General features: G+C 28.7%; 25 protein-coding genes and 1 pseudogene. 16 read left to right on the top strand and 10 right to left on the bottom strand.

What is annotated here, in order from left to right; all coding sequences use genetic code 11:
- The 4 genes from Q0733_RS11890 to Q0733_RS11875 all read left to right on the top strand — a co-directional run.
- Positions 1-1,296, top strand: a 1,296-nt coding sequence (locus Q0733_RS11890; protein WP_298782466.1) for a gliding motility-associated C-terminal domain-containing protein, incomplete at its 5' end; no start/stop codon positions are given.
- Positions 1,297-1,333: 37 nt separating this feature from the next.
- Positions 1,334-2,248: a type IX secretion system membrane protein PorP/SprF gene (locus Q0733_RS11885; RefSeq protein ID WP_298782465.1), complete on the top strand. Its 915-nt coding sequence runs from the start codon at positions 1,334-1,336 to the stop codon at positions 2,246-2,248.
- A 10-nt stretch (positions 2,249-2,258) separates the two neighbouring features.
- Positions 2,259-4,268 (top strand): OmpA family protein, encoded by a 2,010-nt coding sequence (locus Q0733_RS11880; RefSeq protein WP_298782464.1) that lies wholly within the window; start codon positions 2,259-2,261, stop codon positions 4,266-4,268.
- Between the two features lie 153 nt (positions 4,269-4,421).
- Positions 4,422-5,402 carry an NADPH:quinone oxidoreductase family protein gene (locus tag Q0733_RS11875; RefSeq protein WP_298782463.1) on the top strand — a complete coding sequence of 327 codons (981 nt, stop codon included), beginning with the start codon at positions 4,422-4,424 and terminating at the stop codon, positions 5,400-5,402.
- On the opposite strand, the gene Q0733_RS11870 is transcribed toward Q0733_RS11875, so the two are convergent.
- The 3 genes from Q0733_RS11870 to Q0733_RS11860 form a co-directional block, all read right to left on the bottom strand.
- Positions 5,403-6,203 (bottom strand): DNA/RNA non-specific endonuclease, encoded by an 801-nt coding sequence (locus Q0733_RS11870; protein WP_298782462.1) that lies wholly within the window; start codon positions 6,201-6,203, stop codon positions 5,403-5,405.
- 3 nt (positions 6,204-6,206) lie between these two features.
- The gene (locus Q0733_RS11865; protein ID WP_298782461.1) at positions 6,207-6,650 is read right to left on the bottom strand and encodes a thioesterase family protein; all 444 of its coding nucleotides are present in this window, start codon (positions 6,648-6,650) and stop codon (positions 6,207-6,209) included.
- A gap of 70 nt (positions 6,651-6,720) precedes the next feature.
- Positions 6,721-8,844 (bottom strand): carboxy terminal-processing peptidase, encoded by a 2,124-nt coding sequence (locus Q0733_RS11860; protein ID WP_298782460.1) that lies wholly within the window; start codon positions 8,842-8,844, stop codon positions 6,721-6,723.
- 282 nt (positions 8,845-9,126) lie between these two features.
- Between Q0733_RS11860 and surE the strand changes: the two genes are divergently transcribed.
- From surE to Q0733_RS11835, 5 genes are read left to right on the top strand one after another with little or no spacing between them, the layout of a single operon-like run.
- Positions 9,127-9,897 (top strand): 5'/3'-nucleotidase SurE, encoded by a 771-nt coding sequence (surE, locus tag Q0733_RS11855; protein ID WP_298782459.1) that lies wholly within the window; start codon positions 9,127-9,129, stop codon positions 9,895-9,897.
- Positions 9,885-10,172 carry a hypothetical protein gene (locus Q0733_RS11850; protein ID WP_298782458.1) on the top strand — a complete coding sequence of 96 codons (288 nt, stop codon included), beginning with the start codon at positions 9,885-9,887 and terminating at the stop codon, positions 10,170-10,172. The genes surE and Q0733_RS11850 overlap by 13 nt, the downstream gene beginning before the upstream one ends.
- Positions 10,172-11,284, top strand: a complete 1,113-nt coding sequence (gene lpxB / locus Q0733_RS11845) for a lipid-A-disaccharide synthase (protein ID WP_298782457.1) — start codon at positions 10,172-10,174, stop codon at positions 11,282-11,284. The genes Q0733_RS11850 and lpxB overlap by 1 nt, the downstream gene beginning before the upstream one ends.
- A 6-nt stretch (positions 11,285-11,290) precedes the next feature.
- Positions 11,291-11,770: a C40 family peptidase gene (locus Q0733_RS11840; RefSeq protein WP_298782456.1), complete on the top strand. Its 480-nt coding sequence runs from the start codon at positions 11,291-11,293 to the stop codon at positions 11,768-11,770.
- 39 nt (positions 11,771-11,809) lie between these two features.
- On the top strand, positions 11,810-13,831 hold the full coding sequence (locus Q0733_RS11835; protein ID WP_298782455.1) for a ComEC/Rec2 family competence protein: 2,022 nt from the start codon (positions 11,810-11,812) through the stop codon (positions 13,829-13,831).
- A gap of 3 nt (positions 13,832-13,834) precedes the next feature.
- On the opposite strand, the gene Q0733_RS11830 is transcribed toward Q0733_RS11835, so the two are convergent.
- The 3 genes from Q0733_RS11830 to Q0733_RS11820 form a co-directional block, all read right to left on the bottom strand.
- Entirely contained in the window at positions 13,835-14,386 is a 552-nt protein-coding gene (locus Q0733_RS11830) for a thioredoxin fold domain-containing protein (RefSeq protein ID WP_298782454.1), read from the bottom strand.
- A gap of 100 nt (positions 14,387-14,486) precedes the next feature.
- Positions 14,487-15,992, bottom strand: coding sequence for a peptide MFS transporter (locus Q0733_RS11825; protein WP_298782453.1), 1,506 nt, complete (start codon positions 15,990-15,992; stop codon positions 14,487-14,489).
- A gap of 25 nt (positions 15,993-16,017) precedes the next feature.
- Entirely contained in the window at positions 16,018-18,216 is a 2,199-nt protein-coding gene (locus Q0733_RS11820) for a S9 family peptidase (RefSeq protein WP_298782452.1), read from the bottom strand.
- Positions 18,217-18,359: 143 nt separating this feature from the next.
- On the opposite strand from Q0733_RS11820, the pseudogene Q0733_RS11815 reads away from it, so the two are divergent.
- The 5 genes and pseudogenes from Q0733_RS11815 to Q0733_RS11800 all read left to right on the top strand — a co-directional run.
- A pseudogene (locus Q0733_RS11815) lies at positions 18,360-19,604 on the top strand (hydroxymethylglutaryl-CoA reductase, degradative); the annotation flags it as partial.
- On the top strand, positions 19,599-20,093 hold the full coding sequence (locus Q0733_RS13145; RefSeq protein ID WP_367276315.1) for a DUF1569 domain-containing protein: 495 nt from the start codon (positions 19,599-19,601) through the stop codon (positions 20,091-20,093). The pseudogene Q0733_RS11815 and the gene Q0733_RS13145, both read left to right, overlap by 6 nt.
- The gene (locus tag Q0733_RS11810) at positions 20,093-21,019 is read left to right on the top strand and encodes a GYDIA family GHMP kinase (RefSeq protein WP_298782451.1); all 927 of its coding nucleotides are present in this window, start codon (positions 20,093-20,095) and stop codon (positions 21,017-21,019) included. Before Q0733_RS13145 ends, Q0733_RS11810 begins: the two co-directional genes overlap by 1 nt.
- Positions 21,016-22,227: an NAD(P)/FAD-dependent oxidoreductase gene (locus Q0733_RS11805; protein ID WP_298782450.1), complete on the top strand. Its 1,212-nt coding sequence runs from the start codon at positions 21,016-21,018 to the stop codon at positions 22,225-22,227. The genes Q0733_RS11810 and Q0733_RS11805 overlap by 4 nt, the downstream gene beginning before the upstream one ends.
- A 70-nt stretch (positions 22,228-22,297) precedes the next feature.
- Entirely contained in the window at positions 22,298-22,852 is a 555-nt protein-coding gene (locus tag Q0733_RS11800) for a thioredoxin family protein (RefSeq protein WP_298782449.1), read from the top strand.
- 180 nt (positions 22,853-23,032) lie between these two features.
- Here the strand turns inward: Q0733_RS11800 and Q0733_RS11795 are convergent, their stop codons facing one another.
- The 4 genes from Q0733_RS11795 to Q0733_RS11780 form a co-directional block, all read right to left on the bottom strand.
- Positions 23,033-23,440, bottom strand: a complete 408-nt coding sequence (locus Q0733_RS11795; RefSeq protein ID WP_298782448.1) for a hypothetical protein — start codon at positions 23,438-23,440, stop codon at positions 23,033-23,035.
- 155 nt (positions 23,441-23,595) lie between these two features.
- A complete protein-coding gene (locus Q0733_RS11790) occupies positions 23,596-23,829 on the bottom strand; it encodes a hypothetical protein (RefSeq protein WP_298782447.1) in 234 nt (77 codons plus the stop codon).
- A gap of 7 nt (positions 23,830-23,836) precedes the next feature.
- The gene (locus Q0733_RS11785; protein WP_298782446.1) at positions 23,837-24,445 is read right to left on the bottom strand and encodes a thiamine diphosphokinase; all 609 of its coding nucleotides are present in this window, start codon (positions 24,443-24,445) and stop codon (positions 23,837-23,839) included.
- Positions 24,446-24,525: 80 nt separating this feature from the next.
- On the bottom strand, positions 24,526-24,864 hold the full coding sequence (locus Q0733_RS11780) for a MotA/TolQ/ExbB proton channel family protein (protein WP_298782445.1): 339 nt from the start codon (positions 24,862-24,864) through the stop codon (positions 24,526-24,528).
- Between the two features lie 206 nt (positions 24,865-25,070).
- Between Q0733_RS11780 and Q0733_RS11775 the strand changes: the two genes are divergently transcribed.
- Positions 25,071-26,123, top strand: coding sequence for a sensor histidine kinase (locus Q0733_RS11775; RefSeq protein ID WP_298782444.1), 1,053 nt, complete (start codon positions 25,071-25,073; stop codon positions 26,121-26,123).
- Positions 26,113-26,802, top strand: a complete 690-nt coding sequence (locus Q0733_RS11770; RefSeq protein ID WP_298782443.1) for a LytTR family DNA-binding domain-containing protein — start codon at positions 26,113-26,115, stop codon at positions 26,800-26,802. The genes Q0733_RS11775 and Q0733_RS11770 overlap by 11 nt, the downstream gene beginning before the upstream one ends.
- Positions 26,803-26,833: the final 31 nt, after the last annotated feature.

Below are 26,833 nucleotides of genomic sequence, written 5' to 3'. Positions count from 1 at the left end.
AGTTGTGATGCAAGTATAATCACGGGAACGACTAGCACAGTTTTTCCAATCAGTACATTAGGAACCACGGTAGTAACCTGGACGTTTACTGATGCAAGTGGTAATACAACTACGGCAAATCAAAACGTAGTTGTAGCAGATACATCAGCACCCGTAACACCAACATTATCAGATGTCACTTTTGAGTGTATTGGAACACCAATAGCACCAACAACGACAGATAGTTGTGATGCAAGTACAATCACGGGAACGACTAGCACAGTTTTTCCAATCAGTACATTAGGAACCACGGTAGTAACCTGGACGTTTACTGATGCAAGTGGTAATACAACTACGGCAAATCAAAACGTAGTTGTAGCAGATACCATAGCTCCAATTATAGCTTCTTTTCCAGAAGATGTTATTATTGAATGTAATGATCCAATTCCATCAGCAGATATTTTAAGTATTGTAGCTACAGATAACTGTACAAATACAAACGCTATTAATATAACTGTTGAAGAAACAGATAACGGTGGAGATTCTACAGCAACAAACCCGTTAATAATTACAAGAATATATACGGTAACAGACAGTTCAGGTAATTCAGCAACACATACTCAAATCTTAACAGTTAATAATTGTGGTGTTGATATTGGTTTAACAAAAACAGCAAGTGTAGATGAAGCTGCAGTAAATGATTACATAACTTTCACTATTACTGCAACTAATTATGGTCCACAAGACGCTACTAATATAAAAATTGAAGAAGTACTACCTGAAGGATATACCTATGATTCACATACATTATCATCATATACAACATCTGGCGGGACATCGTATGATGGAATGGAAATATGGTCTATCTCTAAATTAGATGTTAATGAAACAGCAACTTTAGAGTTGCGAGTACGTGTTACAAACACTATAGAATATCTTAATGTTGTTACTTTATTAAGTGTTGATCAACTTGATATAGATGATAGTAATGATACTGCTTCAGATCAAATAGAGGTTTCGTTAAGTACAGATTGTGTAGTTGTTTACAATATTTTTTCACCAAATAACGACGGAGTTAACGATACTCTTATCATAGATTGTTTAGAGAACTATCCAGGGTCTACATTAGAAATATTTAATAGGTGGGGTAATGAGGTATATTCAGCAACAGACTACAAGAGCGATTGGGATGGTACTTCAACAGGAAGAGCTACAATAAGCCCAGATGAGAAATTACCAAGAGGAACTTACTTTTATATTTTAGATTTAAAAGATGGATCTACAGTTAAAAAAGGTTGGATACAACTAGTACATTAATAATAATTAAAATAAAAAATAATATAAAACTAAAAATATGAGTAAGTTTTTAAAAATGATACTGGTATTTATACTTTTTATTTCTGTAAAAGGGTTTTCACAACAAGACCCACAATACACACAATATATGTATAATACTATGAGTGTAAATCCTGCATATGCAGGATCTCGGGGGCATACTACAATAAATGCTTTAGGTAGAACTCAATGGGTTGGTTTTGACGGTGCGCCAGAAACTCAAACTTTCAGTTATGATACACCATTAGGTTATTCTCAATTAGGTTTAGGTATCAATTTAGTAAATGATAAATTAGGACCTTCAAATGAAACCTATATTGATGCCAATATGTCTTATTCAATTCGAACAGATGAAGAAGGTAATTTAGCATTTGGGTTAAAAATGGGAGCGAGTTTGTTTAATATTGATTGGAACAAAGGAATTTTTAAAAGTGCAGAAGCAAGGTTCAATACCAATATAAATAACAGGATTTTACCAACACTTGGTGCTGGTATTTATTTTTATAAACCAAAATGGTATGTTGGTTTATCTGTACCAAATTTTATTAGAGTAGATTATTACGATGATCATATAGAAAGTGTAGCTATAGAGGAGTTAAGTTTTTTCTTGATAACAGGGTATGTTTTTGATTTAAGTGATGATATTAAATTTAAACCTGCGGCCTTATTAAAAGGAGTTAAAGGAGCACCATTATCATTAGATGTTTCAGCAAACTTATTATTCAATGAAAAATTTAGAGCGGGATTATCTTGGAGATGGGATGATTCAATAAGTGCATTGCTTGGTTTTCAAGTTAACGAGGCATTACATATTGGTTATGCTTACGATTTAACAACATCAAATTACAGTAACTATAATTTTGGAACTCATGAGGTAATGTTACGTTATGAAATTTTTAGAGATGGACCACTTAAATCACCAAGATTCTTTTAATTCTTTTTTTATGAAAACAAAATTAACTTACATTTTACTATTATTCGTTTGTTTACAAACATATAGTCAGCGAAAATACATAGCAGATAGATATTATAAAGAATATGCTTATAAGAAATCAGCAGAATTATACGAAAAAATTTATGATAAAGGAGATCATTCTAAATTAGTTTTAGAGCGTTTAGGAGATTCTTATTATAATAACACCAATACTCAAGAAGCAGAAAAATGGTATAAGGAGTTGTTTAAAAAATACAAATTAGAAGTTTCATCAGAATATTTTTTCAGATATGCTCAGGTATTAAAAAGTAATGAGAAGTATAGGGAGTCTGATGCTTTAATGCAAGAATATGCAAAAGAAAATCCATTGGTAGTAATTGGTAGTCAATTAGAAACAACACCTAATTATTCATCAGAATATTCAGATGACCCAACAAAAAAAAATATCAATTTATATAATGTAGCTTTAAATACAGAGTATTCTGATTATGGTGGTTTTTTACAGGGTGATAATTTTTATTTTGCATCTACTAAACCAACTTCATCAAAATCTAATAAAATTTATAAATGGAACAATCAACCATTTTATAATTTATATACCTCTAAGGTAACAGATACTGGATTAGAAGACTCTAAAGAAATAGAGTTAACAAATCAAAAGTTGTTATCCAGCAATATTAATACACGTTATCATGATGCATCTGCTGTTATCACAAAAGATGGAAAAACGATGTATTTTACAAGAGATAATTTTGATGGAAAGAGAAAAGGAAAAGATAGAAATAGGGAAACACATTTAAAAATTTATAAAGCAGTTTTAGTAGATGGTATTTGGGGAAATGTTACAGAATTGCCCTTTAATAATGATGAATATTCAGTTGGTCATCCAGCTTTAAGTGTAGATGAGAATACGTTGTATTTTGTGTCAGATATGCCGGGAGGTATTGGATCTACAGATATTTATAGAGTATCAATACTTTCTGAAAGTAGATATGGTAAACCTGTTAATTTAGGAGAAACAATAAATACTGTAGGTAGAGAAATGTTTCCATTTGTAAGTAATAATAATGAATTATATTTTTCTTCAGATGGTCATTTAGGTTTAGGCGGATTAGATATTTTTAAATCAAAAATAACTGGAGCTGTTTTTTCAAATGCAGAAAATATAGAAGCACCTTTTAACAGTTCTTTAGATGATTTTTCTTTTACCATAAATACAGATGAAACAAAAGGTTTTTTATCCTCTAATAGAAAAGGTGGTAAAGGAGATGATGATATTTACAGTTTTGTAATACCATGTACACAAAATATTACAGGAATTATAAGAGATAGTCAAACAGGAGAAATTATTTCACAAGCGACTGTAAAGTTAATGGACAATAATGGGGTTATTTTAAAAACAGTTAAAAGTAATACCGAAGGTGTTTATGTTTTTTCAGCTGTAGATTGTACAAGTAATTTTAAACTTTTGGCTGAAAAGTTAAATTACACCTCAGATAGAGGTATGGTAAATACAACAAGTATTTTAGGTGAAACTCAAGAATTAGATTTGGTATTAACTCCATTAATTATTAGAAATGAAATTGTAATCAATCCAATTTTCTTTGATTTTGATAAATTTAATATTAGAGACGAAGCAGCTTATGAGTTAGAAAAAATTATATCAGTGTTAAATGATAACCCTGATATGATTATTAAAATTGAATCACATACAGATAGTAGGGCAACAAAATCGTATAACAAAAAACTATCAAGTAAAAGAGCAAAATCATCAAGAGATTATATAATTTCTAGAGGAATAGCTGCTCATAGAATAATTAGTGCAATAGGTTATGGAGAAAGTCAATTATTAAATGATTGTACAGATGAAAACGCCAACAAATGTTCAGAAGAAGAACATCAAAGAAACCGAAGATCTAAGTTTGTTATTGTAAGTGGTAATAACAAAGATAATGTTAAAGTAAATGATCCTAGTTCGGTTATTTTAAAGAAAATTGATTCAAAACTGAAAAAAAATTAATAATGTTCTATTTGAGCACAAAACATTCCCCCTCTATTTTTTTAATGTATTGGGGTGCATTTTAAAATAGAGTTTTGTGCTTTTAGAAATAATTTCTTTAAAGAGGTTCTTATTTTTTTCATTCAAAAACTTATCTTGTAGCAAAATAATTTTATGAAAGCAATTGTTTGTAATAAATTTGGAACACCAGAATCATTATCTTATCAAGACATTAAAACTCCATCACCAAAAGAAAACGAAGTTTTAATTACTGTAAAAGCTTGTAGTGTTAATTTTCCTGATACATTAATTATTCAAGGAAAATATCAATTTAGACCTGAGTTTCCTTTTTCTCCAGGAAGTGATGTTGTTGGTATTATTGAAGAAGTAGGAGAAAATGTAAAACATTTTAAAGTAGGGGATGAAATTGTAGGTTTTATACCTTATGGAGGTTTTGCTGAAAAAGCGGTTGTAAAAGCAAAAGATTGTTTTCCAAAACCAAGAGGAATGTCTATGGTAAATGCTTCAGCATTTTTATTAGCATATGGTACATCTTATCATGCTTTAAAAGATAGAGCAAATTTGCAAAAAGGGGAAACTGTATTAATTTTAGGGGCTTCTGGCGGAGTTGGTTTAACAGCATTAGAGTTAGCCAAACTTATGGGAGCAAAAGTAATCGCGGCTGCATCATCCAAAGAAAAATTAGATTTATGTAAAGAATTTGGTGCAGATGAAGTAATTAATTATACCCAAGAAAGTGTTAAAGACAGAGTAAAAGAACTTACGAATGGCAAAGGTGTAGATGTAATTTACGATCCTGTAGGTGGTCATTTTTCTGAGTTGGCTTTAAGAGCTATTGCTTGGAAAGGAAGGCATTTGGTAATTGGTTTTGCAAATGGTGAAATTCCTAAAATACCTATTAATTTAGCGCTATTAAAAGGTGCAAGTATTGTTGGTGTTTTTTGGGGAGTTTTTGCTCAGAAAGAACCAAAAATAAGTTTAGAGAATATAAAACAGTTGTTAACTTGGTTTTCAAAAGGAGATTTAAAACCACATATAGATAAGACCTATTCTTTAAAAGAAGCGCCAAAAGCACTAGAAGATATGATGCAAAGAAAAGTAAAAGGTAAAATTGTTATTGATATGGATTTGTAGTTATCTAAAACTCCAATTTTTATAATTGCTTGAAGCTTCCAGTTTGTTTTCTAAATAATCGGGTAAATTTTTAAAAAAATCAATACCTGTTAATTCTTCAATTTTATCAATAGAAACTACAAATTTATACAAAGGTTTATCACTTTCTTGATGAGGTAATAAAAAAGCAATCGCTTTTATTTCTGGTTGTGTATAATCTAATAGAATTTTATAAAATTTATTAGGAACTGAAACGTTTTCTGAACCAATAGTTTTTAAGTTGTTTTCTAAAACACCACCAGTAATTACATATAAATGATTGTATTTCTTTGCCCAATAACGCGTCTTTTGTTCTAGCTTATTCCAAATACCAGCATTAAAACTATGTTTTTGAGGAGAAATATTTGAAGTATAAAAAGTTTCATCATAACTCTCTTTAGATAATCTTCTATCTCCTGCTGGACATAAATGCCCACGATCGTAACCAGATTTTTTATAGTTTCTCCAATGAGCAGAATTTGTTTTTACTTTTGGGTCTTCAATAAAATAGGGTCTTTTACGATCTGTATATAAAATATCTTTTTTATCTAAAGAATAAGCTACCCATTCTGCTTGTTCATGTTTTTCTGAATAGGATAAATTATAACCTTCATGTTTTATTATTTGACCTGTTGTTGATGTTGGTAAATAATTAAAATCAATAATATTTATAATTTCAGTTGTGTTATTTTTATCACTTAAAAAAGTATCTTTTTTATCTAAATAAAGATAAAATGATAGTGTAATAATTAAAATAATAGCAGAAATACTTTTTTTAGACATAATTTATTTTTTTAAACTAATTTCTTCAAAATCAACTGTTTTTTCTGTGTTCAAAAAAAGATGTTTCCCTTGTGGTGGAAGAGTTGTAAGTTTTCTTTTGGTTAAATCTATCCAAGCTCCATAAACTTTAATAATTGCTGATAACTTTCCTGCTTGATTAAAAACTTCTTGGGTTATTTTCCAACGTTCATTATTTTTAGAAAGTGCAGCTATTTTTAAGTTAACCGTGATACTTTCTCCTAAATGAATTTCTTTTCTAAAGGATGTAGATTCTTCAAACAAAATAGGTCCAATATTGTGTTTAGTACATTCATCAATAGAAAAGTTTTGATGTGCAAAATATCGGATTCTAACTTCCGCTGCATAATCATTGTATGCCGTATGTCGCATATGTCTGTTTGGATCAAAGTCAGACCATTTTGTGTTAAATGTTATTTGATAACTCATTTTGCTAAATTAAAAACCTGATATGTTTCTAAAAAGCATATCAGGTTTTATTATTCTTAATTTTTAAACTTTAATTCTTTATAATTTCAGTTTTGTTTTTTAATTTTAATTCGCTTAACACATTTAAAGCCTCAGAAACATACATATCTTTTGATAGGTTTTTATGCCAAGCCATTCTTTTGTCAGCTAAATCTTTATCAACTTTTAATAAAGCTAATTCATAATTTGGCGATGTAAAAGTCAAATTTGATTTATAATCAAAAACAGCATCAAATTTTTTAGCTTCGTTTTCTTTCTCTTTACTTTCTTTTATAAACTTCTTATAGTTTAAAGAATAAGAAGTTTCTTCTTGATTTTCTTGTAACCATTTAGCGTACTCATTTACCATTTTAAATTTATGATCTGAAGCAATTCTTTGTTTGCTATTATAAATTACATCATTAAAATTTGAATACGAATTTGTTTGTTTGTATTTAGCCTGTGGTACTTTATCCCAAGCTAAAGCACCATCAATATTACGTTCTCCATACTTCATATAACTATATTTAGTAGGCATTGCAATATCAGAATATACACCTTCAACTTGTGTAGATCCACCATTAATTCTATAAAACTTTTGAATGGTCATTTTCAAATAGCCCAAATCGTTTTCATAATTTGGGTAAAATTTATTGATAGGTAAAATATTTTGAACAGTTCCTTTTCCATGAGTTTGATTTCCTCCTAGAATTACAGCTCTTTTATAATCTTGCATTGCTGCAGCAAAAATTTCTGAAGCAGAAGCAGAAAACTCATTTACTAAAACAACTACAGAACCTTCCCATTGGATGGATGAATCGATATCGTTTTTAATTACAGGATTTTCTCCTCTATATTTTACTTGAACAATTGGTCCTTTATCGATAAATAAACCAGAAATTTCGATTGCAGTTTTTAAAGATCCACCACCATTATTCCTTAAATCTACAATTAATCCGGCAACGCCTTCTTTCTTTAAGCGTTCAATTTCTTTTTCCATGTCTTTGGCCGAATCTCTGTAATCATTGTCTTTAAAATCAATATAAAAACTTGGTAAATTTATTAAACCATATTTTTTTCCTTCTTTTTCTACTATGGTAGATTTTACAAATGTTTCTCCTAATTGAACAACATCTCTAATAATTGAAATTACTTTTATAGAACCATCAATTTTTTTCTTAACGGTTAGTCTTACCTCTGTTCCTTTAGGGCCTTTTATAAATTTTATAGCATCGTCTAAACGCATACCAACAATATCTAAAGGTTCTTCATCATCTTGCGCAACTTTTAAAATAATATCACCAGCTTCTAAATCTCCTTGTATCCAAGCTGGACCTCCAGAAATTAATTCCATAACATGTGTGTAATTCCCTTTTTTCTGTAAACGTGCTCCAATTCCTTCTAATTTTCCTGACATATTTTGGTCAAAACGTTCTTTAATTCTAGGAGCCATATAGGTTGTATGCGGATCGAAAGCGCCAACAATACTGTTTAAAAATGTAGAATACCAATCTTCATGTTCTAATTCTTCAATTCTTAAATATAATTCATCCATACTTTTTAGAACATCAGTTCTGGCAATTTTTTCTAATTCATTAAAACTTTTAGCTTTAAAGCTTTTGTCTTTTTTAAGTTTGTCTTCTTGAATTTGACTTTTCTCTTCTATTCTACTTAAAGTTTGTAATTTTAGTTGTTTTCTCCAATAATCAATCAATTGATTGTCATTTTTTGCAAACGGTACTTTATCGTAATCTAAATCTATATTTTCATTTTTAGTAAAGTTAAATGGTTGCGCAAGTATATCTCCATAAAAAGATTTTGCATTTTTTACTTTACTTCTAAAACGATTGTAAACCAAGTTGTAAAAAGACACATCATCATTCATTAACTGATTGTCAATCTCATATTTGTGTTTAGAAAAGTCTTTAATATCTTTTTGAGTAAAATAACGTTTGTTTGGGTCTAAACCATTAATAAAATCTTTGTAAACATGTTCAGAAAAATCATCATTCATGTCTTTTACAACATAATGACCTCTTGTTAAAATGTTTTTTAAAACATAAATTATAACTTTATCTTTTTTTGTTGTTTCTGATGTATGTTCTTGAGCTTTAGTATTTAAGCTGTTTAAGAGAACTGCAAATGTTAATAATAAAGTACTAAATTGATATTTCATTTTTATATATTTTCAGTCGTTATTTTAAAAATTTATTATGTTTTTCTAAATTAGGAATTACTAAAATAATGCCAAAATAATTAAGAACTGTCTCTTTTTTGTAAATTCCTATGAATTATTTCCCTTTTTATCTAAAAAAGACTTTTGTAAAGTAATAATTTAAATCTTTAAGAGAATTAAAGGTGCATACAATATTAATGAAAAACAAGATGTTTTATTCTTTACAAAATGTTAAAAAGAAAATGGTTTAAATAAATTATATTTGTCTTTAAATCTACAATTATGCAAGAAAAACCCCTAATTTTAATAACAAATGATGATGGAATTACTGCTCCAGGAATTAGAGCATTAATAAAAATAATGAATAAAATTGGGGAAGTTGTAGTGGTTGCTCCAGATAGTCCTCAAAGTGGAATGGGGCATGCAATTACGGTTGATAATGTATTAACATGTAATCCTATTACTATAGATGAAGGTCCTCAACTAGAATATACCTGTTCGGGTACTCCTGCTGATTGTGTAAAAATGGCAATTAGCGAGATTTTAAATAAAAAACCAGATTTATGTGTTTCCGGTATCAATCATGGTGCAAATTCTTCTATAAATGTTATTTATTCAGGAACAATGAGTGCAGCAGTTGAAGCAGGAATAGAAGGCATACCTGCAATTGGATTTTCTTTATTGGACTTTAAATGGCATGCAGATTTTAGACCTAGTGAAGAATTTATAAAAAATATTACGTTAAATACATTGTTAAATGGTTTGCCAGATGGCATTGTTTTAAACGTAAATATTCCTAATTTAAAAAGGGAAGAAATAAAAGGAGTTAAAATTTGTAGACAGGCAAATGGTGTTTGGAAAGAAAATTTTGACAAGAGAAAAAGCCCATTTGGAAAAGAATATTATTGGCTATCTGGTGAGTTTATCAATAAAGATAAAGGACAAGACACAGATGTTTACGCTTTAGAAAACGGTTATGTTTCTATTGTACCTGTTCAGTTTGATATGACTGCACATCACATGATTCAAAAATTAAACGCTTGGGAACTGTAAAAAAAGATATTCTTATAGGTGTTTTAATTTCGATTTTTGCAACAGTTGCTGGTGTTTTTTTGTATTTAGAATATTTTTCGAAGTATAGTTTTGATAAAACTTTACAGTTAATTCAAGATGGAAAATTATATGGAAAAGTGTTGTCTTTAGCAGCAATACCTAACTTATTTATTTTTTTTGTTTTTACAAAAAGGAAAGAAGACAATAAAGCAAAAGGTGTTTTATTAACCACGATATTAATAGCAATAACTACCTTAATTTTAAAATTTTTCTGATGAAATATTATATTGTTGTAGGTGAAGCTTCTGGAGATTTACATGGCTCAAATTTAATGAAGGCTTTGTATAAAGAAGATCCAAAAGCAGATATTCGTTTTTGGGGTGGAGATTTAATGCAAAATGTTGGCGGAACTCTAGTAAGTCATTATAAACAAAGAGCCTTTATGGGCTTTTTTGAAGTTGTAAAAAACTTAAGAAAATTGTTGGGTTTTATCAGTATTTGTAAAAAGGATATTGCTCAATTTCAACCAGATGTTATTATTTTTATTGATAATTCGGGTTTTAATTTACGTATTGCAAAATGGGCAAAACAACAAGGTTTTAAAACCAATTATTATATTTCTCCACAAGTTTGGGCAAGTAGATCTAAAAGAGTAAAAGACATTAAAAGGGATGTAGATGAGTTATTTGTTATCCTTCCATTCGAAAAAGATTTTTACTCAAAATTTAATTATGAAGTAACCTTTGTTGGTCATCCTTTAATTGATGCAATTGCTGATAGAACTCAAGTTAGCGAATTTAAATTTAAAGAAGAATATCAATTAGATAATAGACCAATTATTGCTTTATTACCCGGAAGTAGAAAGCAAGAAATTACTAAAATGTTATCTGTAATGTTGTCTTTGGTTGATGATTTTAAGGAACATCAATTTGTAATTGCAGGTGCGCCAAGTCAAGATTTTTCTTTTTATCAGCAAATAATTGGAGATAGAAAAGTAAATTTCATCAATAATAAAACTTATGATTTACTAAGTATTTCGACAGCAGCTTTAGTAGCTTCAGGAACAGCAACTCTAGAAACAGCTTTGTTTAAAGTGCCACAGGTTGTTTGTTATAAAGGTGGTACAATTTCATATCAAATAGCAAAAAGAATTATCACTTTAAAATTTATCTCATTGGTAAATTTAATCATGGATAAAGAAGTTGTTACTGAATTAATTCAGGATGATTTTACAAAAAATAATCTTAAAAAAGAATTGATTAAAATATTAGATACAACACATCGCGAAAAATTGTTTTTGGAGTATTTTGAATTGGAGAAAAAATTAGGAGGAAAAGGAGCTTCTAAAAATGTAGCAAAAGCAATTGTTAAAAACTTAAATTCATAATTTAAAATGAAGAAATTACTAGTTTTAACTGTGTTTTTTTCTATTATTTTGAGTTCCTGTTCATCAACTAAAATTGTTGTTAAAAACAATAAAAATAAATCTTCTAAAGCAGATAGGATTGTTGAAAACGCATTAAAATATAAAGGTGTAAAGTATAAGTTTGGCGGGGTAACCAAAAAAGGGATGGATTGTTCTGGTGTGATTTATGTTGCCTTTGGTGAAGAAAACTTTAAGTTACCGAGAGTTTCTAGAGATATGGCAAAAAGTGGCCCTGAAATTTCTTTAAGTAAAACCCGTAAAGGTGATTTGTTGTTTTTTAAAACTGGTAAAAGTAGCAGAAATGTCAACCATGTTGGTTTGGTTATTTCTAATAAAAAAGGACAAATTCGTTTTCTTCATTCTACAAGTTCTAGAGGTGTTATTACTTCTTTATTATCAGAAAAATATTGGAACAAAGCTTTTGTAAAAGCAATTAAAGTTCTCTAATTTTATTTAAAATAATATTTTACGTAACTTTATTTCGCTATGAAAAGGTTACTTAATTATTTGCCCTTACATTTTGTTGTACTTATAATTTGTGGAATTACTACACAGTTTTTTACACAGTTTTGGAAGTTTGGATTTCTAAAATTATCCATTTTAATTGTATTAATTTCCTTGTTTTTATTGTTGATTCAGCATAAAAAAACAATCACTTTTTTATCTTTTGTTTTATTCTTTTTCATAGGGATTTCTACTGTGTACTTTAATAATGACGTTAATTATAGTAATTATTATAAAGACTATATAAATGATAATTCTCCATCAGTTTTAAAGATTGATAAAGTTTTAAAATCTAGCAATTTTAATGATAAATATGTAGTTGAAGTTATTCAGGTGAATGATATTAAAACCAGAGGGAAAGCAATACTAAATATTAAAAAAGATAGTTTATTTATGTCTTTAAAGGTTGGTGAGTTGCTGTTTACAAAAACTGATTTTACAGAAGTAAGTTCTCCTTTAAACCCACATCAATTTAATTACAAAGAATACCTGTCTAAACAAGGTGTTCATCAACAAATATTTTTAGAAAATTCGCGATTTAAAAGAATTGATTCTAAAGAGTCTTCTTTACAAGGAATTTCAGCAAAATTTAGAGCTAAAGTAGAGCGCTCACTTCAAAAATATAACTTTAAACCCAATGAATTAGCAGTTATAAATGCTTTGTTATTAGGGCAAAGACAAGATATTTCTAAACAATTAATTACAGATTATTCAAGAGCAGGTGCTATTCATATTTTAGCGGTTTCTGGTTTACATGTTGGTGTTATTTTACTTATTTCATCTTGGTTTTTTAAACCTTTAGAAAGATTAAAAAACGGGAAATTTATTAAGACATTTTTTATCGTTTTGTTTCTTTGGATGTTTGCTTTTATAGCAGGTTTATCTGCCAGTGTTGTAAGAGCTGTAACTATGTTTACATTTTTAGCAGTTGGTTTATCTTTTCAACGAAAAAAGATTATTGAGTTTTCTTTAATAGCATCCATGTTTTTTTTGTTGATTGTTAAACCAATGTTTTTGTTCGATGTTGGTTTTCAGTTAAGTTATTTAGCCGTTTTTGGTATTGTTTGGGTTCAGCCTAAACTATATAAATTTTGGCAACCAAAACTTAAATCTCTTGATAAGTTTTGGCAATTAACTACCGTTTCGATTGCTGCTCAGGCAGGAATATTACCTTTGAGTTTGTATTACTTTCATCAGTTTCCCGGGCTATTTATAGTGTCTAATTTAATTATAATTCCCTTTTTAGGAGCAATTTTAATAGGAGGAATTGTTGTTATCACACTTTCTTTATTTGGAGTTTTACCACAGGTTTTAGCAACTATTTATGGTTTTGTTATTTCTTTAATGAATAGTTTTGTTGGTTGGATTTCTAATCATGAGCAGTTTTTATTTACAGAGATTTCAATGTCTTTTTTAAAGATGTTAGGTCTCTATATTTTGATTATTTATGTAGTTCGTCTTTTTATAAAAACATCACCCAAAAGATTGATTTATTTTTTGATATCAATTTTCATCTGTCAAAGTGTTTTTATGCTTGAAAAGCATTATAAGAAAACAAAGAAGGAGTTTATTGTTTTTCATAAGAGCAAAATATCAATTTTTGGAGAAAGAAAAGGAGGAGAGCTTTTAGTGCATCATAATTTAGATAGTTTGACAATCAAAAAAATAAATTTAATGACTTCTTATAGAATTGGAGAAAATGTGAATCAGGTTTTTAAAAATAATAGTTCTTCAATTTTTAAATTTAATAATCAACCTATTTTATTGGTAGACAGTTTAGGAGTTTATCAAATTAAAGGTTTAAAAAAACCAATTGTTGTTTTACAATATTCACCTAAAATAAACTTAGAAAGATTGATAAGAACGATAAAACCCAAAGAAATAATTGCAGATGCAAGTAATTATAAAAGTTATGTAAAAAGCTGGAAACTTATTTGTAGAAAACAAAAAACTCCATTTCACTATACAGGTGAGAATGGAGCTTATATTATTCAAAAAAAGTAAAAATTATTTACTTTTAAATTCTGATTTAAATGCTTCGTAATAAACTTTAAATTTTTCGTTGGTATCAATTTCTTTATATTTATCAGTACTAAACATTTTTAAATATAATTCTAATTGTTGTGGTTGTTGAAAACCAACTAAAGGATATATAAAATTTGCTTTTTCATCAAAAAAAGCAATCGTAGGATAGCCTCTTATTCTTAGGTAGTTAGATAATTTATGAGAACTATTTCTTCTGTTTGCTTTTGTCTCATCATAATCAGGGTTGTTGTAAACTTCGCCTTTATAATTAATTATTTCATTTCCTTCTCCATTAAACTTAACTGCATAATAATGTTCGTTCACATATTTTATAAGGTCTTTATTTTGAAAAGTTTGTTTGTCTAACATTTTACATGGACCACACCAATTTGTATAAACATCCATCATTATTTTTTTAGGATTTTCTTTTTGAAGTTCTAAAGCTTCGTTTAAAGAAATCCAGTTTATTTTTTCTTGTGCTTTAACAATAAAACTAAATGCTAAAATTGTTAGTACTAAAATTGTTTTTTTCATAATTACATAGTCGCAAATGGTATGCCAAATTTACAAATAACTTTTGAGCATAAAAAAACCTTATAAAATTTCATTTATAAGGTTTTATATTTATTTTATTCTAGTGAACATTACCCATTAATTTCTTCATCAATGGAGAAAATAGTAAAACTAATGCACCTGCTCCTAAAGAATATAACGCAATTAGATGAAAACCATCTGTATAAACACTTAAGGTCTCTAAACCACCAACATTTGCATCTGTACTTTCAATAGCTAATTGTTCAGAAATAAAACCTACAATTTGAAAAGCAAAGGCAGATGATAAAAACCAAACTCCCATCATAAAAGCAACAATGTTTTTTGGTGATAAATCTGTAATTTTTGATAACCCGACAGGAGACATAAATAATTCTCCAATTGAAATAATAAGATACATCACTAATAAATAAGCAAAAGGTACCATTCCGTTTTCATCAGCACTAGCACCACTTATAGAAAGAATGTAGAAGCATAATCCAGCTAAAAGTAATCCAAAACCAAATTTAAAAGGAGTTCTTGGATTCATACCTTTTTTAGATAAATATCCCCAAAGTAAAGAAATTGGAATTGCTAAAATAATAATAAACATTGAGTTTAGCGCATTGGTTTGACTAGCTGTCATAATACCATCTAAAGCAACATTTCTAGATGCAAATAGGGTAATTACACTTCCAGATAATTCGTGGAAACCCCAGAATAAAGTCATAAAGAAGGTAATTAAAACTGCCATTATTAATTTTTTTCTAGCGCCAGAATCTAAACTATACATGATGTAACCTAAGTAAGCCAAAACTGCTAAGCCAATAAATTTAAAAATACCACTTACATAGTTTTGTTGCCAAGAAGCTAATAAATATGCAATTACTGGAACAAATAATATTGATATAATTGGAATTAAAGTTTTTTGAGGAATACCAATTACTTTTTTCTCAAATACTTCTTGAGATGGTGGCATACCTTTGTCTCCAAAAACATTCTTTTTAATTCCGCTCCAAAAGAAAATCAATCCAGCCATCATTCCTATACCTGCTAAACCAAAACCATAATGCCAACCGTAAGTTGCTGCTAACCATCCGCATAAAAGAGGAGCTACAAAGCCACCAATGTTAATTCCCATATAAAAAATGGTAAAACCAGAATCTTTTCTTACATCTCCTTCTTTATATAATGCGCCTACAAAAGTGGAAATATTTGGTTTGAAAAAACCATTACCAACAACAATTAAAGCTAAGGCTAAGAAGAATGCCATATCATTCTCTATAGCCAATACAAAATGTCCAAACGCCATTAACACTCCACCTAAAAAAATAGAAGAACGCATTCCTAAAATTTTATCTGAAATTTGCCCGCCAATTACAGTAGATGCATATACTAAAGAACCATAAGAAGCATATACAACAGCTGTTGCCGTATCTCGTTCTGTAATAGCTTTAAATATTTCCTGAACCATGTAAAGCGTTAATAACGCTCTCATTCCATAGAAACTAAAGCGTTCCCATAATTCTGCAAAGAATAAATAAAATAATCCTTTCGGATGCCCAAACATTTGTTGTTCTTCTTGAGAAGTATTTGCGATTTTTGACATAATATTATTGTTTTATTTTAGTTGATTAGTTTGTTTTATTAATTAAATGCGCTTCTACAAAATTTGTCATTTTTGTATATAAATTTAAACGCATGTTTTTTCCTTTTCTGATTGCATGCGCTCTGTCTGGTACAATAAACATATCAAATTGTTTATTGGCATCAATCAATGCATTTATCATTCTGTATGAGTTTTGCACATGTACATTATCATCACCAGTACCATGAACTAATAAATAGTTTCCTTTTAATTTTTCTGGATAATTTACTGGTGAGTTCTCATCATAACCCGCTGGGTTTTCTTGTGGAGTTCTTAAAAAACGTTCTGTGTAAACAGTATCGTAAAAACGCCAAGAAGTTACAGGTGCAACAGCAATTGCGGTTGAAAAAATATCACTTCCTTTTAATAATGAGTTTGTGCTCATATGACCACCAAAACTCCAACCCCAAATACCAATATTATCTTCATCAATATAAGGTAGTGCTGCTAACTTTTTAGCCGCTGCAATTTGGTCTTCTGTTTCGTACTTTACTAAATTTAAATAGGTCGATTTTTTAAAATCTGCACCTTTAAAACCAGTTCCACGTCCATCAACACAAACAACAATCATACCTTTTTGTGCTAACATATTATGCCAATAATCTTTGTCAATATTCCAATGATTACCAACTTGTTGTGAACCTGGTCCAGAATATTGAAACATCAACATTGGATATTTTTTATTAGCATCAAAGTTAGCAGGTTTTACCATCCACATGTTCAAGTCATTTCCATTAATACTAATGGTTGAATATTCTTTAGGACTCATTTTGTATTCAGCTAACTCTTCTTTTAATTCGGTATTGTCTTTAATCACTTTTAACATTTTACCCTCTGCAGAATACAAAGAATAAATTGGTGGAATTTCTGAAGAAGAAAAATTATTGATAAAGTAGTTTAAGTTCTTGCTAAATGAAGCACGATTCTGTCCGTCTTTATTACTCAATAACTTTTTGTTTTCTCCTTTTAGATCAATAGAATATACACCTCTGTTTGTAGATCCGTTTTCTACAGATTGATAATAAATAGTGTTTTTAGTCTCATTAAAACCATAATATCTAGTTACTTCCCAATTTCCTTTTGTTATTTGGTTGATAAGTTTTCCGTTAAAATCGTAATGATAAATATGGTTATAACCATCCTTTTCACTTGTCCAAATAAAGCTGTTATCATTTAAAAATGTAAGGTTGTCTGTAATATCTATATACGCTTTGTCAGTTTCATTTAATAATAAAGAAGAGTTGTTTTTTAAAGCATCTACTTTATGTAATTTTAAATTATTTTGATGACGATTTAAAGTGGTTGCAATTAATACATTATTGTCATTAGACCATTTTATTCTTGGAATATATTCATAATCGCCTAAAGTAATTTTTTTTCTGTTTTTAGTAGAAAATCTATACATGTGTAATGTTACATTTGCATTCTTTTCACCTGCTTTAGGATATTTGAAAACTTGTTGATTTGGGTACAATTCTTTACCAACAATATCCATTGAAAAAGTAGGGACATTTGTTTCATCAAAGCGTAAAAAAGCCAAATATTTACTGTCATTACTCCATTCAAAAGCTCTTACAAATGCAAATTCCTCTTCATAAACCCAATCTGTAATTCCGTTAATAATACTATTCTTTTTACCATCTTTAGTAACCTGAATAATATTATTTTTAGAGAAGTCTTTTATAAAAAGATTGTTGTCTTTAGCATAAGCAACTTTTTGATTATCTGGAGAAAAAATAGGTTCTTGAATCTCTTTACCTATTAATGAAAGTTGTTTAGATGCAATATCATACGCGTAAAAAGTACCTTTATAGGAATGTCTATAAATTTGTTGAAAATTGGTACCTAAAATAATTTTAGTTTCGTCATTATTAAAACTATAAGATTCAAAACTTTCTAGTTCTTTTAAATTTTTACTATCAACAATTGTTTCTATTTTTTCTAAAGTAGCGTAACTATATTTATCTACAGTTGTGGTTTTTGTTTCATTATTAGTATTTAAAAGAGAGTAAAAATCTCCATTCATAGAATCTAAAGCATTCATTCTTTTTGGAGCAAAAGTACCGTCCCAAATTTCTTCTAAAGTAATTTCTTTATCACCAGTTTTAATATTTGAAGAATTATTAGTTGTTTCTGAACAGCTGTTAAAAGATATAATTGCAGCCAATAGTATTAGTTTTTTCATTATACACTTAGTATTTGATAAAAGTTTGCCAAGTTTACGGAAAAATCAGCAAAAAATATCTAAAAAAAACAGAAATCTTGATAATATCATATTTTTAAAAAGGTTTGAATTATATTTGTTTTTGATAGCTTACATATACATAAATGAGTAAAATTATATCCGGTTTTTCAAAGTTCACTAAAGAAGAAAAAATTAATTGGTTAACAGAAAACTATTTTAATAATAGTAAAGAAACGATTAAAATTATTAAGCAATATTGGAATATTGATGATAATTTACAACAACTTCATGATGACTTTATAGAAAACACAATATCTAATTTTTACATGCCTTTTGGGGTTGCACCAAACTTTAAAATTAATGGTAGAGATTATGTAATACCAATGGTTATTGAAGAAAGCTCTGTAGTTGCTGCAGCTTCTTTAGTGGGTAAATTTTGGAGTACAAGAGGTGGTTTTAAGACTACGGTTATTGGTACCACAAAAATTGGGCAAGTACATTTTATGTTTTCTGGTAATAAAAAAGAACTAGAAAAACATTTCAATCAAAATAAAACCGAATTGTTTGCAGCCACAGCTTCCATCACTAAAAATATGGAAAAACGTGGAGGTGGAATTTTAGATATTAAATTAGTTGATAAAACCGATACATTAGAAAATTATTATCAATTGCATGTAACTTTTGAAACGAAAGATTCGATGGGTGCAAATTTTATTAATTCTTGCCTAGAAGCGATTGCTAATAAATTTAGAAATGATCATATTGAAATTATCATGAGTATCTTGTCAAATTACGTTCCTGAGTGTTTGGTTAGAGCAGAAGTGAGTTGTAATATTGAAGACTTAGGAGGCGAAAATCCGCAAAAGTTTGCAGAGAAATTTTATCAAGCGGTTAAAATTGCAGAAATAGAACCCTATAGAGCAGTAACTCATAATAAAGGAATTATGAATGGAATTGATGCTGTTGTGTTAGCAACAGGTAACGATTTTAGAGCTGTTGAAGCGGGAGCGCATGCTTATGCTTCGCGATCTGGTCAGTATTCAAGTTTGTCACATTGTTCTATTAATGATGGGGTTTTTAAATTCTGGATAGAGCTACCTTTGGCTTTAGGAACTGTTGGAGGTTTAACAGCCTTACATCCAATGTCTAAATTATCGTTAGAAATGTTGCAAAAACCATCAGCAAGAACTTTAATGCAAATTATGGCAGCAGCAGGTTTGGCGCAAAATTTTGCAGCTTTAAGAGCTTTAACAACCAAAGGTATTCAGCATGGGCATATGAAAATGCATTTGCAAAATATTTTAAATCAACTAGGAGCAACAGAAACTGAAAAAGAAGAAATTACTACTTATTTTGATAAAAGAACAGTTTCTCATGCTGCAGTGGTTACCAAATTTAATGAGTTAAGAAAACCAAAAATTCAATGGGTTAATTTTTTAGATGAAAATTTTGTTAGAAATCAATTATCTAAATTAAATGAGAATTCTAAGCCTGTTTTTGGGAAGATGAATGCACAGCAAATGATTGAGCATTTAAGTGCCGTTACACAAATTGCAAACGGAAACTGGAAAGTAAATATTTTTGTTTCTGATGAAAAAACTGCTCGTAGAAAACCTTTTTTAAATACAGATAACGAATTGCAAACTGGTTTTAGAGCTTCGTTTTTATCTGATGAACCCACAAAATTAAAATTTAATTCAATAACAGAAGCAATTGACGATTTAATAAAACATATACACTTATTTGTAAGTATATTTTCTGAAGATAAAAACAGAACAGTAGTACATCCATTTTTTGGAGAACTCAATTTTGAGTATTGGAAAAAGTTTCAAGTAAAACATTTTACGCATCATTTTAAACAATTTGGATTGGTCTAATGAATTTTTATTCTAATGGAAAATTATTGTTGACAGGAGAATATCTTGTTTTAGATGGGGCAAAAGCATTAGCTGTGCCAACCAAATTTGGACAAGATTTAACTGTTGAAAAAATCAAAGAACAACAATTAATTTGGGGAAGTTTTACAAATACCGGAGAATGCTGGTTTGAGGCTGTTTTTGATTTACCAAAATTACGTTTGGTAAACTGTACTTTTAATTCTGATAAAGAAGGAAGTGCTGAATTTATTGCAGAAACACTACTAGAAATATTAAAAGAAGCTAGAGCTATGAATTCTGATTTTTTGAATTCAGAAAATGGATTTGTGGTAAAAACACAATTAACTTTTCCAAGAAATTGGGGATTAGGAAGTTCATCAACATTAATAAGTTCGGTTGCTTCTTGGGCAAAAGTAGATGCTTTTAAGTTATTGTGGAATTCCTTTAAAGGTAGTGGTTACGATATTGCTTGCGCTCAAAATGATATCTCAATTTTTTATCAAATAGAAAATAAAAAACCAATTATTAGAGAAGTTGAATTCAACCCAACTTTTAAAGAGAATCTATTTTTTGTGCATTTGAATCAAAAACAAGATTCTAAAGAAGGAATTGCAAAATTTAGAGAAAGTGGAGAAAATTTTGAAAAAGAACTAGAAAGAATTTCAATAATTTCTGATGAATTTTTAAAAGCGAGTTCCATAATAGATTTTAATAAATTGATTGTTGAGCATGAAGAAATTATAAGTTCAATTATCAAACTTAAACCAGTAAAACAAACTACTTTCGCAGATTATTTCGGTGAAATTAAAAGCTTAGGTGCTTGGGGTGGGGATTTTGTGTTAGCAACAGGAAATGAAAACACACCAACTTATTTTAAAAACAAAGGATTTGAAACGATTCTTACATATTCAGAAATGATTTTATGAGTAAAATAGTAATTATTGGAGGAGGAGCAGCAGGATATTTTACAGCAATAAATGCAAAAGAAAACAACCCGGATTTAGATATTACAATTTTAGAAAAAGGGAAAGATGTTTTGCAGAAAGTAAAAATTTCTGGAGGTGGTAGGTGTAATGTAACACACGCATGTTTTGAGCCAAAAGAGTTGGTAAAATTCTATCCTAGAGGAGAAAAAGAATTGTTGGGGCCTTTTCATCAATTTATGACTGGTGATACTTTTGAGTGGTTTGATAATAGAAATGTACCCCTAAAAATTGAAGATGATAATCGTGTTTTTCCAGAAGTAAATACAAGTCAAGCAATTATAGATTGTTTTCAAAAAGCAGTTGATAACTTAGGAATTAAAGTGTTAACAAATCATGGAGTGAATTCAGTTTATCAACAAGAAAACGAGTGGGTTATTAACACTAAAGAGCAAGTTTTTAAAGCTGATAAATTAGTAATTGCAGCTGGAAGTTCTAAAAAAATTTGGGAATTATGTGAAACTTTAGATCATTCGGTCATTGAGCCTGTTCCGTCTTTATTTACGTTTAATATCAACGACAAAAGGTTGGTTGATTTACTAGGTATTTCAGTTCCTAATGCCACTGTAAATATTGTGGGTACAAAATTAGAAGCTTTTGGGCCTTTATTAATAACGCATTGGGGAATGAGTGGTCCAGCAATTTTAAAGCTTTCAGCTTTTGGAGCAAGAATTTTGGCTGATAAAAATTATCAATATAATGTTGAGGTAAATTGGTTGTCTAGACCAACTGATAAAGTTTTGAACGTATTGTTAAACTTGAAAAAGAAAGAGCCTAGAAAAACGGTAATTTTAAAATCGCCATTTAGTGAAATATCTAAAAGGTTGTGGGAGCGTTTTGTAATTGCATCCGAAATTAATAACAACCAAAACTGGGCAGATTTAAATAATAATCAATTAGAAAATTTAGCTAAACAGTTAACAAAAGGAATCTTTAACGCAAACGGAAGAACTACTTTTAAAGATGAATTTGTAACTGCTGGAGGTGTTGATTTAAAAGAAATAAACTTTAAACGTTTTGAAAGTAAAAAACATAAAAACCTGTTTTTTGTAGGTGAAGTTTTAAATATTGATGCGGTCACTGGCGGATTTAACTTTCAAAATGCTTGGACAGGTGGTTATATTTGTGCAAAAGCTTTGGCAGAAAATTAAAAACAAAAAACGTCATTGCGAGTTTGCGAAGCAATCTTAAAAGACTAGATAAAAAATAAAGAACATAAAAATGGCAAGAACAGAATCAAACGAATTTGCAATAGGAAAAAAAGCACCAGATTTTACTTTAATAAATTCAGTTGATAATAAAATGGTTTCTTTAAATGAAGCAAAAGGAAAAAAAGGAACTGTTATTATGTTTATCTGTAATCATTGCCCTTTTGTAATTCACGTGAATGAAGAATTGGTAAAAATGGCATCGATGTATCAAGAGAAAGGTATAAATTTTATTGCAATCAGTAGCAATGAGATTGAAAATTATCCACAGGATGGTCCAAAATTCATGAAAAAGGTTTCGGAAAATTTAAATTACCCTTTTCCTTATTTGTTTGATGAAACTCAACAAGTAGCAAAAGCTTACGATGCAGCTTGTACACCAGATTTTTATATTTTTGATGCTGATTTAAAATCTGTTTATCATGGTCAGTTAGATGATTCTAGACCTGGAAATGGAAAGCCTGTTACTGGAATAGATATTAGAAATGCTTTACATAATTTATTAGAAACTAAATCTGTTTTAGAAAACCAAAAGCCTAGTGTGGGTTGTGGAATTAAGTGGAAATAATTAGTGGTTTGTAAATGTACAGTAAGGGAGTAAAACTAGTGTTTGCTTTCCGCCAACCACATAGTTTTTTTACTTGTTTAAAGCAAAATTCCAAAGATTTTTCGGACTTCATAAAAATACACAAATGTTACTATTAAACCAGAAGATCTTGTTGTTTATAGGTAGTGTTAGGCAACATGTTTATTTTTTTTTCGGTTGATAAATACCCATTGACACTTTTATTAAAGGAGTAATACTTTTTACATTGTATTCTTTTTTCTTTTTACCTTTTTTTGATAAGCTTAAATCCCAAGAATCTTCAATTACTTCAAGTTCTTTCAATAATTGGCCTTTATAATAACTTCTAGAATTCGGTGATATATATCCACTTGTATTATCCTCTAATTCTTCCACAAATTCATTAGATAAGTATGGCCTTATTCTCATGTAGATTTCAGAATTAATAAAATCTTTCTCTTTAGGCTCGTTTTTCTCAAGAAATTTTCTCAGTTCACGAAGTAGTGTAACCTTTTCGTTTCTGGACTCTTTTTTTTGCTCCAGTTTCCATTTAAACCATGGTGCAACTATAGAGCCTATTGCTCCAGTCATGAGTCCGATAATTCCTGATATTATATATTCAAATTTCATTTCTAAATACTTATTTTTATATGTTGCCTAACGTTAACATGAATTTGTAGCGGTTTTAATGTTTGATATTCATAGTTAGTTGATTTAGTGTTTTAAAAATTTAAAAACAAACTAAGTCACCCAATTTCTCCTCTATGTGGTTTTAAAGCATCTCTGTAAATTTTCATGTCTTTTTCGTCAACAGTTATAAAAGCGGTAACTAACATTGGGTTCTTTTCTTGAACGTCAATTTTATGAAAATTCAAACTTTCTAAAATGGCAAATTCTTTTAAATGAACGGTATGGTGTTTTGCAGTTTCTTTGGCGTCTGGTCCTCTAAAATCCCATAATAATTTTATTTTTCTGCTCATTTTTTTTCTATTTATGATTGATAAAAATAAATAAATCACCAGTTTTAAAAGTGATTGTTACATTGTTTTCTATGGCAATATTTCTAGTGCCAATTCTTTTTCCGAAAACTAAATCTTCGTTATTTAATTGATATTTTAATCCTGATGTAACAATACTGGTCGCTTTTGGAAACGGAATTAAAGAAACAATCTTATTTTTACAGTCAGAAATTTTAGTGTTTTTATCGGCTAAAAAATACCGACTATTATTATCAAAAAAAGTTAGTTTTATTTTTTCTTTAAACTGAATTGCTGTGTGTAAATTTCCTAAAAAATGATCTTGTTCTTTTCCGCTTGCGCCAAAAACATCAACTTTTGTATAGCCTTTTTCAAATAGAATTTGCAGTATTTTATCAAAATCTGTAAAATTTTGATTTGGTGTTGAAATTACTTCAATATTTTTCGGAATCTCTTGTAAAGAATCAAAATCTCCACTAATAAAATGAGGCGCAATATTATTTTCTTTTAAATATTGATAAGCGCCATCTGTTGCACAAATGATATCATAATTAGAAACATCTGGAACTATTTTTGGAGTTTCTCCATTCAATAATAAAAAGACTTTTTTGTTTTTCATCCATCACAAAAATACAAACAAAAAAGCATCATTTCTAAGAATTAGAAAGATGCTTTTTTTTACTGAAAGAATAAAATGTTTTATTTTTTCATAGAAGTTAAAATAATGGTAAATAATTTCCCCATTAGAAAAATAACCATTCCAAAAGTAGGGGAGAGCAAGCCAACTTTAAAACCACCTGCTAATATTGAGGGAGACATATTTCCACTATTTGCAGAAATTGCTTCCAAAGCACCTAAAAGTCCAATTACAAAGCCTAAAACTCCAAAAACAAATGCAAATAAGCTTATTTCTTTAATAAGTTTGTAGTTTTTCTCTGAGTTGTCTTTTAACCCTTTTACAAAAAGAATAACAACAATAATTAATAAAATTAATAACGGAACCATAAAAAGCGGTCCACCTTCTAAAATAAAATTCATAATATTGGTTTTAAAATTATATGCCAAAAGTATTTGTAAAAGCAAGTCAAAAAAATAATTAGCGACAAACTACAAATTTAAAAGGGTTTATAACAAAAAAAATGCTTTTTAAACAAAAGCAGTTAAATTTATGTAGAAACGCCAGTTAAATTAGAATTTCACCTATTTTTAAGGGAATCAATTTGAATTATTAGTTAATTTGTAAGATGAATAAACCAGTTTTAATTTTTTTAAAAAAAGTGCCTTTGCATTTTCTTTTCTGGTTTGTTGTTTGGTTTTTTTTCTACAGTTTTTTTAGTGTAGGTTCTAAAAACACTAGCTTTATATTCTGGTTTTCTTCCATTTTAAGTACAATTGCAATTGTGTCTTCTTATGTTTTTATATATCATTTGATTCCTAATTTTTTAACTGTTAAGAAGCATAAAAAATTTGCATTGTATAGTTTTTATGCAGGTGTTTTTATTGTTTGTGCTGTGCTAATGACGGTGGTTTTTGGATTTGTGTTTTTTTACAATTTAGAGTTTCAACAAATGCCAGCATTAACTAAAAACTCTGGCGTAATTTTAGTGTGTGTTTTATTGATTATTACACTTTCTAGCGGATTTAAAATTTGGAAACAACATTATAAATCTATAGAGGAAAAGAAAACCTTAGAAAATAAATTTTTGCAAACACAACTGCAGTTAAAAGAACAAGAATTAAAGTTTTTGAAGATGCAGATTCATCCGCATTTTTTGTTTAATACGTTAAACACTTTATATGGTTTTACATTAAAAAAATCTGAAGAGGCACCAGAAATGATTTTAAAATTATCTAACTTGTTGGATTATATTTTATATCAAGTAGATAAACCTCTTGTGTTTTTAAAGGATGAAATTAATCATATAAAAAATTATATTTCTTTAGAAAAATTACGCTTTCAGGGTAGCTTACATGTTAATTTTAAAATTGATATTGCTAATCAAAATTTAAAAATAGCTCCAATGTTATTATTGCCTTTTATAGAAAATGCTTTTAAACATGGGGCTCAAATTAAAGATGTTTTAAAAATTAATATTAATTTAAAAACAGATGCTAGTTTTTTGTATTTTGAAGCTGAAAATTCAGTTAAAAAAGTAGAGAAATCAAAAAAAGGAATTGGATTAGAAAACATAAAAAAAAGATTAGAATTACTCTACAAAGAAAAATATGCTTTAGAAATTTTTGAAAAAGAAAATACTTTTAAAGTTAATTTAAAAATAGATATAAATGAGTCGTAAATTAACTTGTGTTGTTGTAGATGATGAGCCTATGGCAAGAGAGATTATGGCAACTTATATTGCTAAAACGCCTAATTTAGAATTGATTAAAAGTTGTAAAAATGCTTCAGAAGCAATTTTGTTTATGCAAGAAAATTTAGCAGATATTTATTTTTTAGACATTAATATGCCTGAAATTACAGGTTTAAGTTTGGCAAAAATTATCAATACAAAAGCGAAAATAATTTTTACAACAGCTTATAGAGATTATGCAATTGATGGTTTTAACTTAAATGTGGTAGATTATTTATTAAAACCAATTGCTTTTGATCGTTTTTTAGAAGCTATTCAAAAAGTAACTTTCAATAAAATTTCTAATGAAACTGCAAATGATTTCATGTTTGTAAGAGCTGATAGAAAAATGGTAAAAATCGATTTTAATTCTATTTTGTATATTGAAAGTTTGAGCGATTATGTGAAGATTATTACATCAACAAAAACCATTGTTACAAGAGAAACTATTAGTAGTTTAGAACAAAAATTAGCATCAAAAAATTTTATGAGGGTTCATAGATCATATATTGTTTCTTTCAAAAACATTAGTTCTTACACAAATGAATTTGTAGAAATTGAGAAAAAAGCAATTCCAATAAGTAGAAGTTACAAAGAATCAGTTTTGCAAAAATTAGCAGAAGTCTAAGGTAACTTTTATCTTTACAGCAAATTTTATA

The sequence above is a fragment of the uncultured Polaribacter sp. genome, from assembly GCF_947500975.1.
In the GTDB taxonomy this organism is placed as follows: domain Bacteria; phylum Bacteroidota; class Bacteroidia; order Flavobacteriales; family Flavobacteriaceae; genus Polaribacter.
Note: the sequence above shows the minus strand (reverse complement) of the source record. Positions and strands in the feature narration are given on the sequence as shown.

Coding starts and splice junctions, on each gene's coding strand:
- Q0733_RS11885 (WP_298782465.1), top strand. CDS start 1,334: ATGAGTAAGTTTTTAAAAATGATACTGGTATTTATACTTTTTATTTCT.
- Q0733_RS11880 (WP_298782464.1), top strand. CDS start 2,259: ATGAAAACAAAATTAACTTACATTTTACTATTATTCGTTTGTTTACAA.
- Q0733_RS11875 (WP_298782463.1), top strand. CDS start 4,422: ATGAAAGCAATTGTTTGTAATAAATTTGGAACACCAGAATCATTATCT.
- Q0733_RS11870 (WP_298782462.1), bottom strand. CDS start 6,203: ATGTCTAAAAAAAGTATTTCTGCTATTATTTTAATTATTACACTATCA.
- Q0733_RS11865 (WP_298782461.1), bottom strand. CDS start 6,650: ATGAGTTATCAAATAACATTTAACACAAAATGGTCTGACTTTGATCCA.
- Q0733_RS11860 (WP_298782460.1), bottom strand. CDS start 8,844: ATGAAATATCAATTTAGTACTTTATTATTAACATTTGCAGTTCTCTTA.
- surE (WP_298782459.1), top strand. CDS start 9,127: ATGCAAGAAAAACCCCTAATTTTAATAACAAATGATGATGGAATTACT.
- lpxB (WP_298782457.1), top strand. CDS start 10,172: ATGAAATATTATATTGTTGTAGGTGAAGCTTCTGGAGATTTACATGGC.
- Q0733_RS11840 (WP_298782456.1), top strand. CDS start 11,291: ATGAAGAAATTACTAGTTTTAACTGTGTTTTTTTCTATTATTTTGAGT.
- Q0733_RS11835 (WP_298782455.1), top strand. CDS start 11,810: ATGAAAAGGTTACTTAATTATTTGCCCTTACATTTTGTTGTACTTATA.
- Q0733_RS11830 (WP_298782454.1), bottom strand. CDS start 14,386: ATGAAAAAAACAATTTTAGTACTAACAATTTTAGCATTTAGTTTTATT.
- Q0733_RS11825 (WP_298782453.1), bottom strand. CDS start 15,992: ATGTCAAAAATCGCAAATACTTCTCAAGAAGAACAACAAATGTTTGGG.
- Q0733_RS11820 (WP_298782452.1), bottom strand. CDS start 18,216: ATGAAAAAACTAATACTATTGGCTGCAATTATATCTTTTAACAGCTGT.
- Q0733_RS11810 (WP_298782451.1), top strand. CDS start 20,093: ATGAATTTTTATTCTAATGGAAAATTATTGTTGACAGGAGAATATCTT.
- Q0733_RS11805 (WP_298782450.1), top strand. CDS start 21,016: ATGAGTAAAATAGTAATTATTGGAGGAGGAGCAGCAGGATATTTTACA.
- Q0733_RS11800 (WP_298782449.1), top strand. CDS start 22,298: ATGGCAAGAACAGAATCAAACGAATTTGCAATAGGAAAAAAAGCACCA.
- Q0733_RS11795 (WP_298782448.1), bottom strand. CDS start 23,440: ATGACTGGAGCAATAGGCTCTATAGTTGCACCATGGTTTAAATGGAAA.
- Q0733_RS11790 (WP_298782447.1), bottom strand. CDS start 23,829: ATGAGCAGAAAAATAAAATTATTATGGGATTTTAGAGGACCAGACGCC.
- Q0733_RS11785 (WP_298782446.1), bottom strand. CDS start 24,445: ATGAAAAACAAAAAAGTCTTTTTATTATTGAATGGAGAAACTCCAAAA.
- Q0733_RS11780 (WP_298782445.1), bottom strand. CDS start 24,864: ATGAATTTTATTTTAGAAGGTGGACCGCTTTTTATGGTTCCGTTATTA.
- Q0733_RS11775 (WP_298782444.1), top strand. CDS start 25,071: ATGAATAAACCAGTTTTAATTTTTTTAAAAAAAGTGCCTTTGCATTTT.
- Q0733_RS11770 (WP_298782443.1), top strand. CDS start 26,113: ATGAGTCGTAAATTAACTTGTGTTGTTGTAGATGATGAGCCTATGGCA.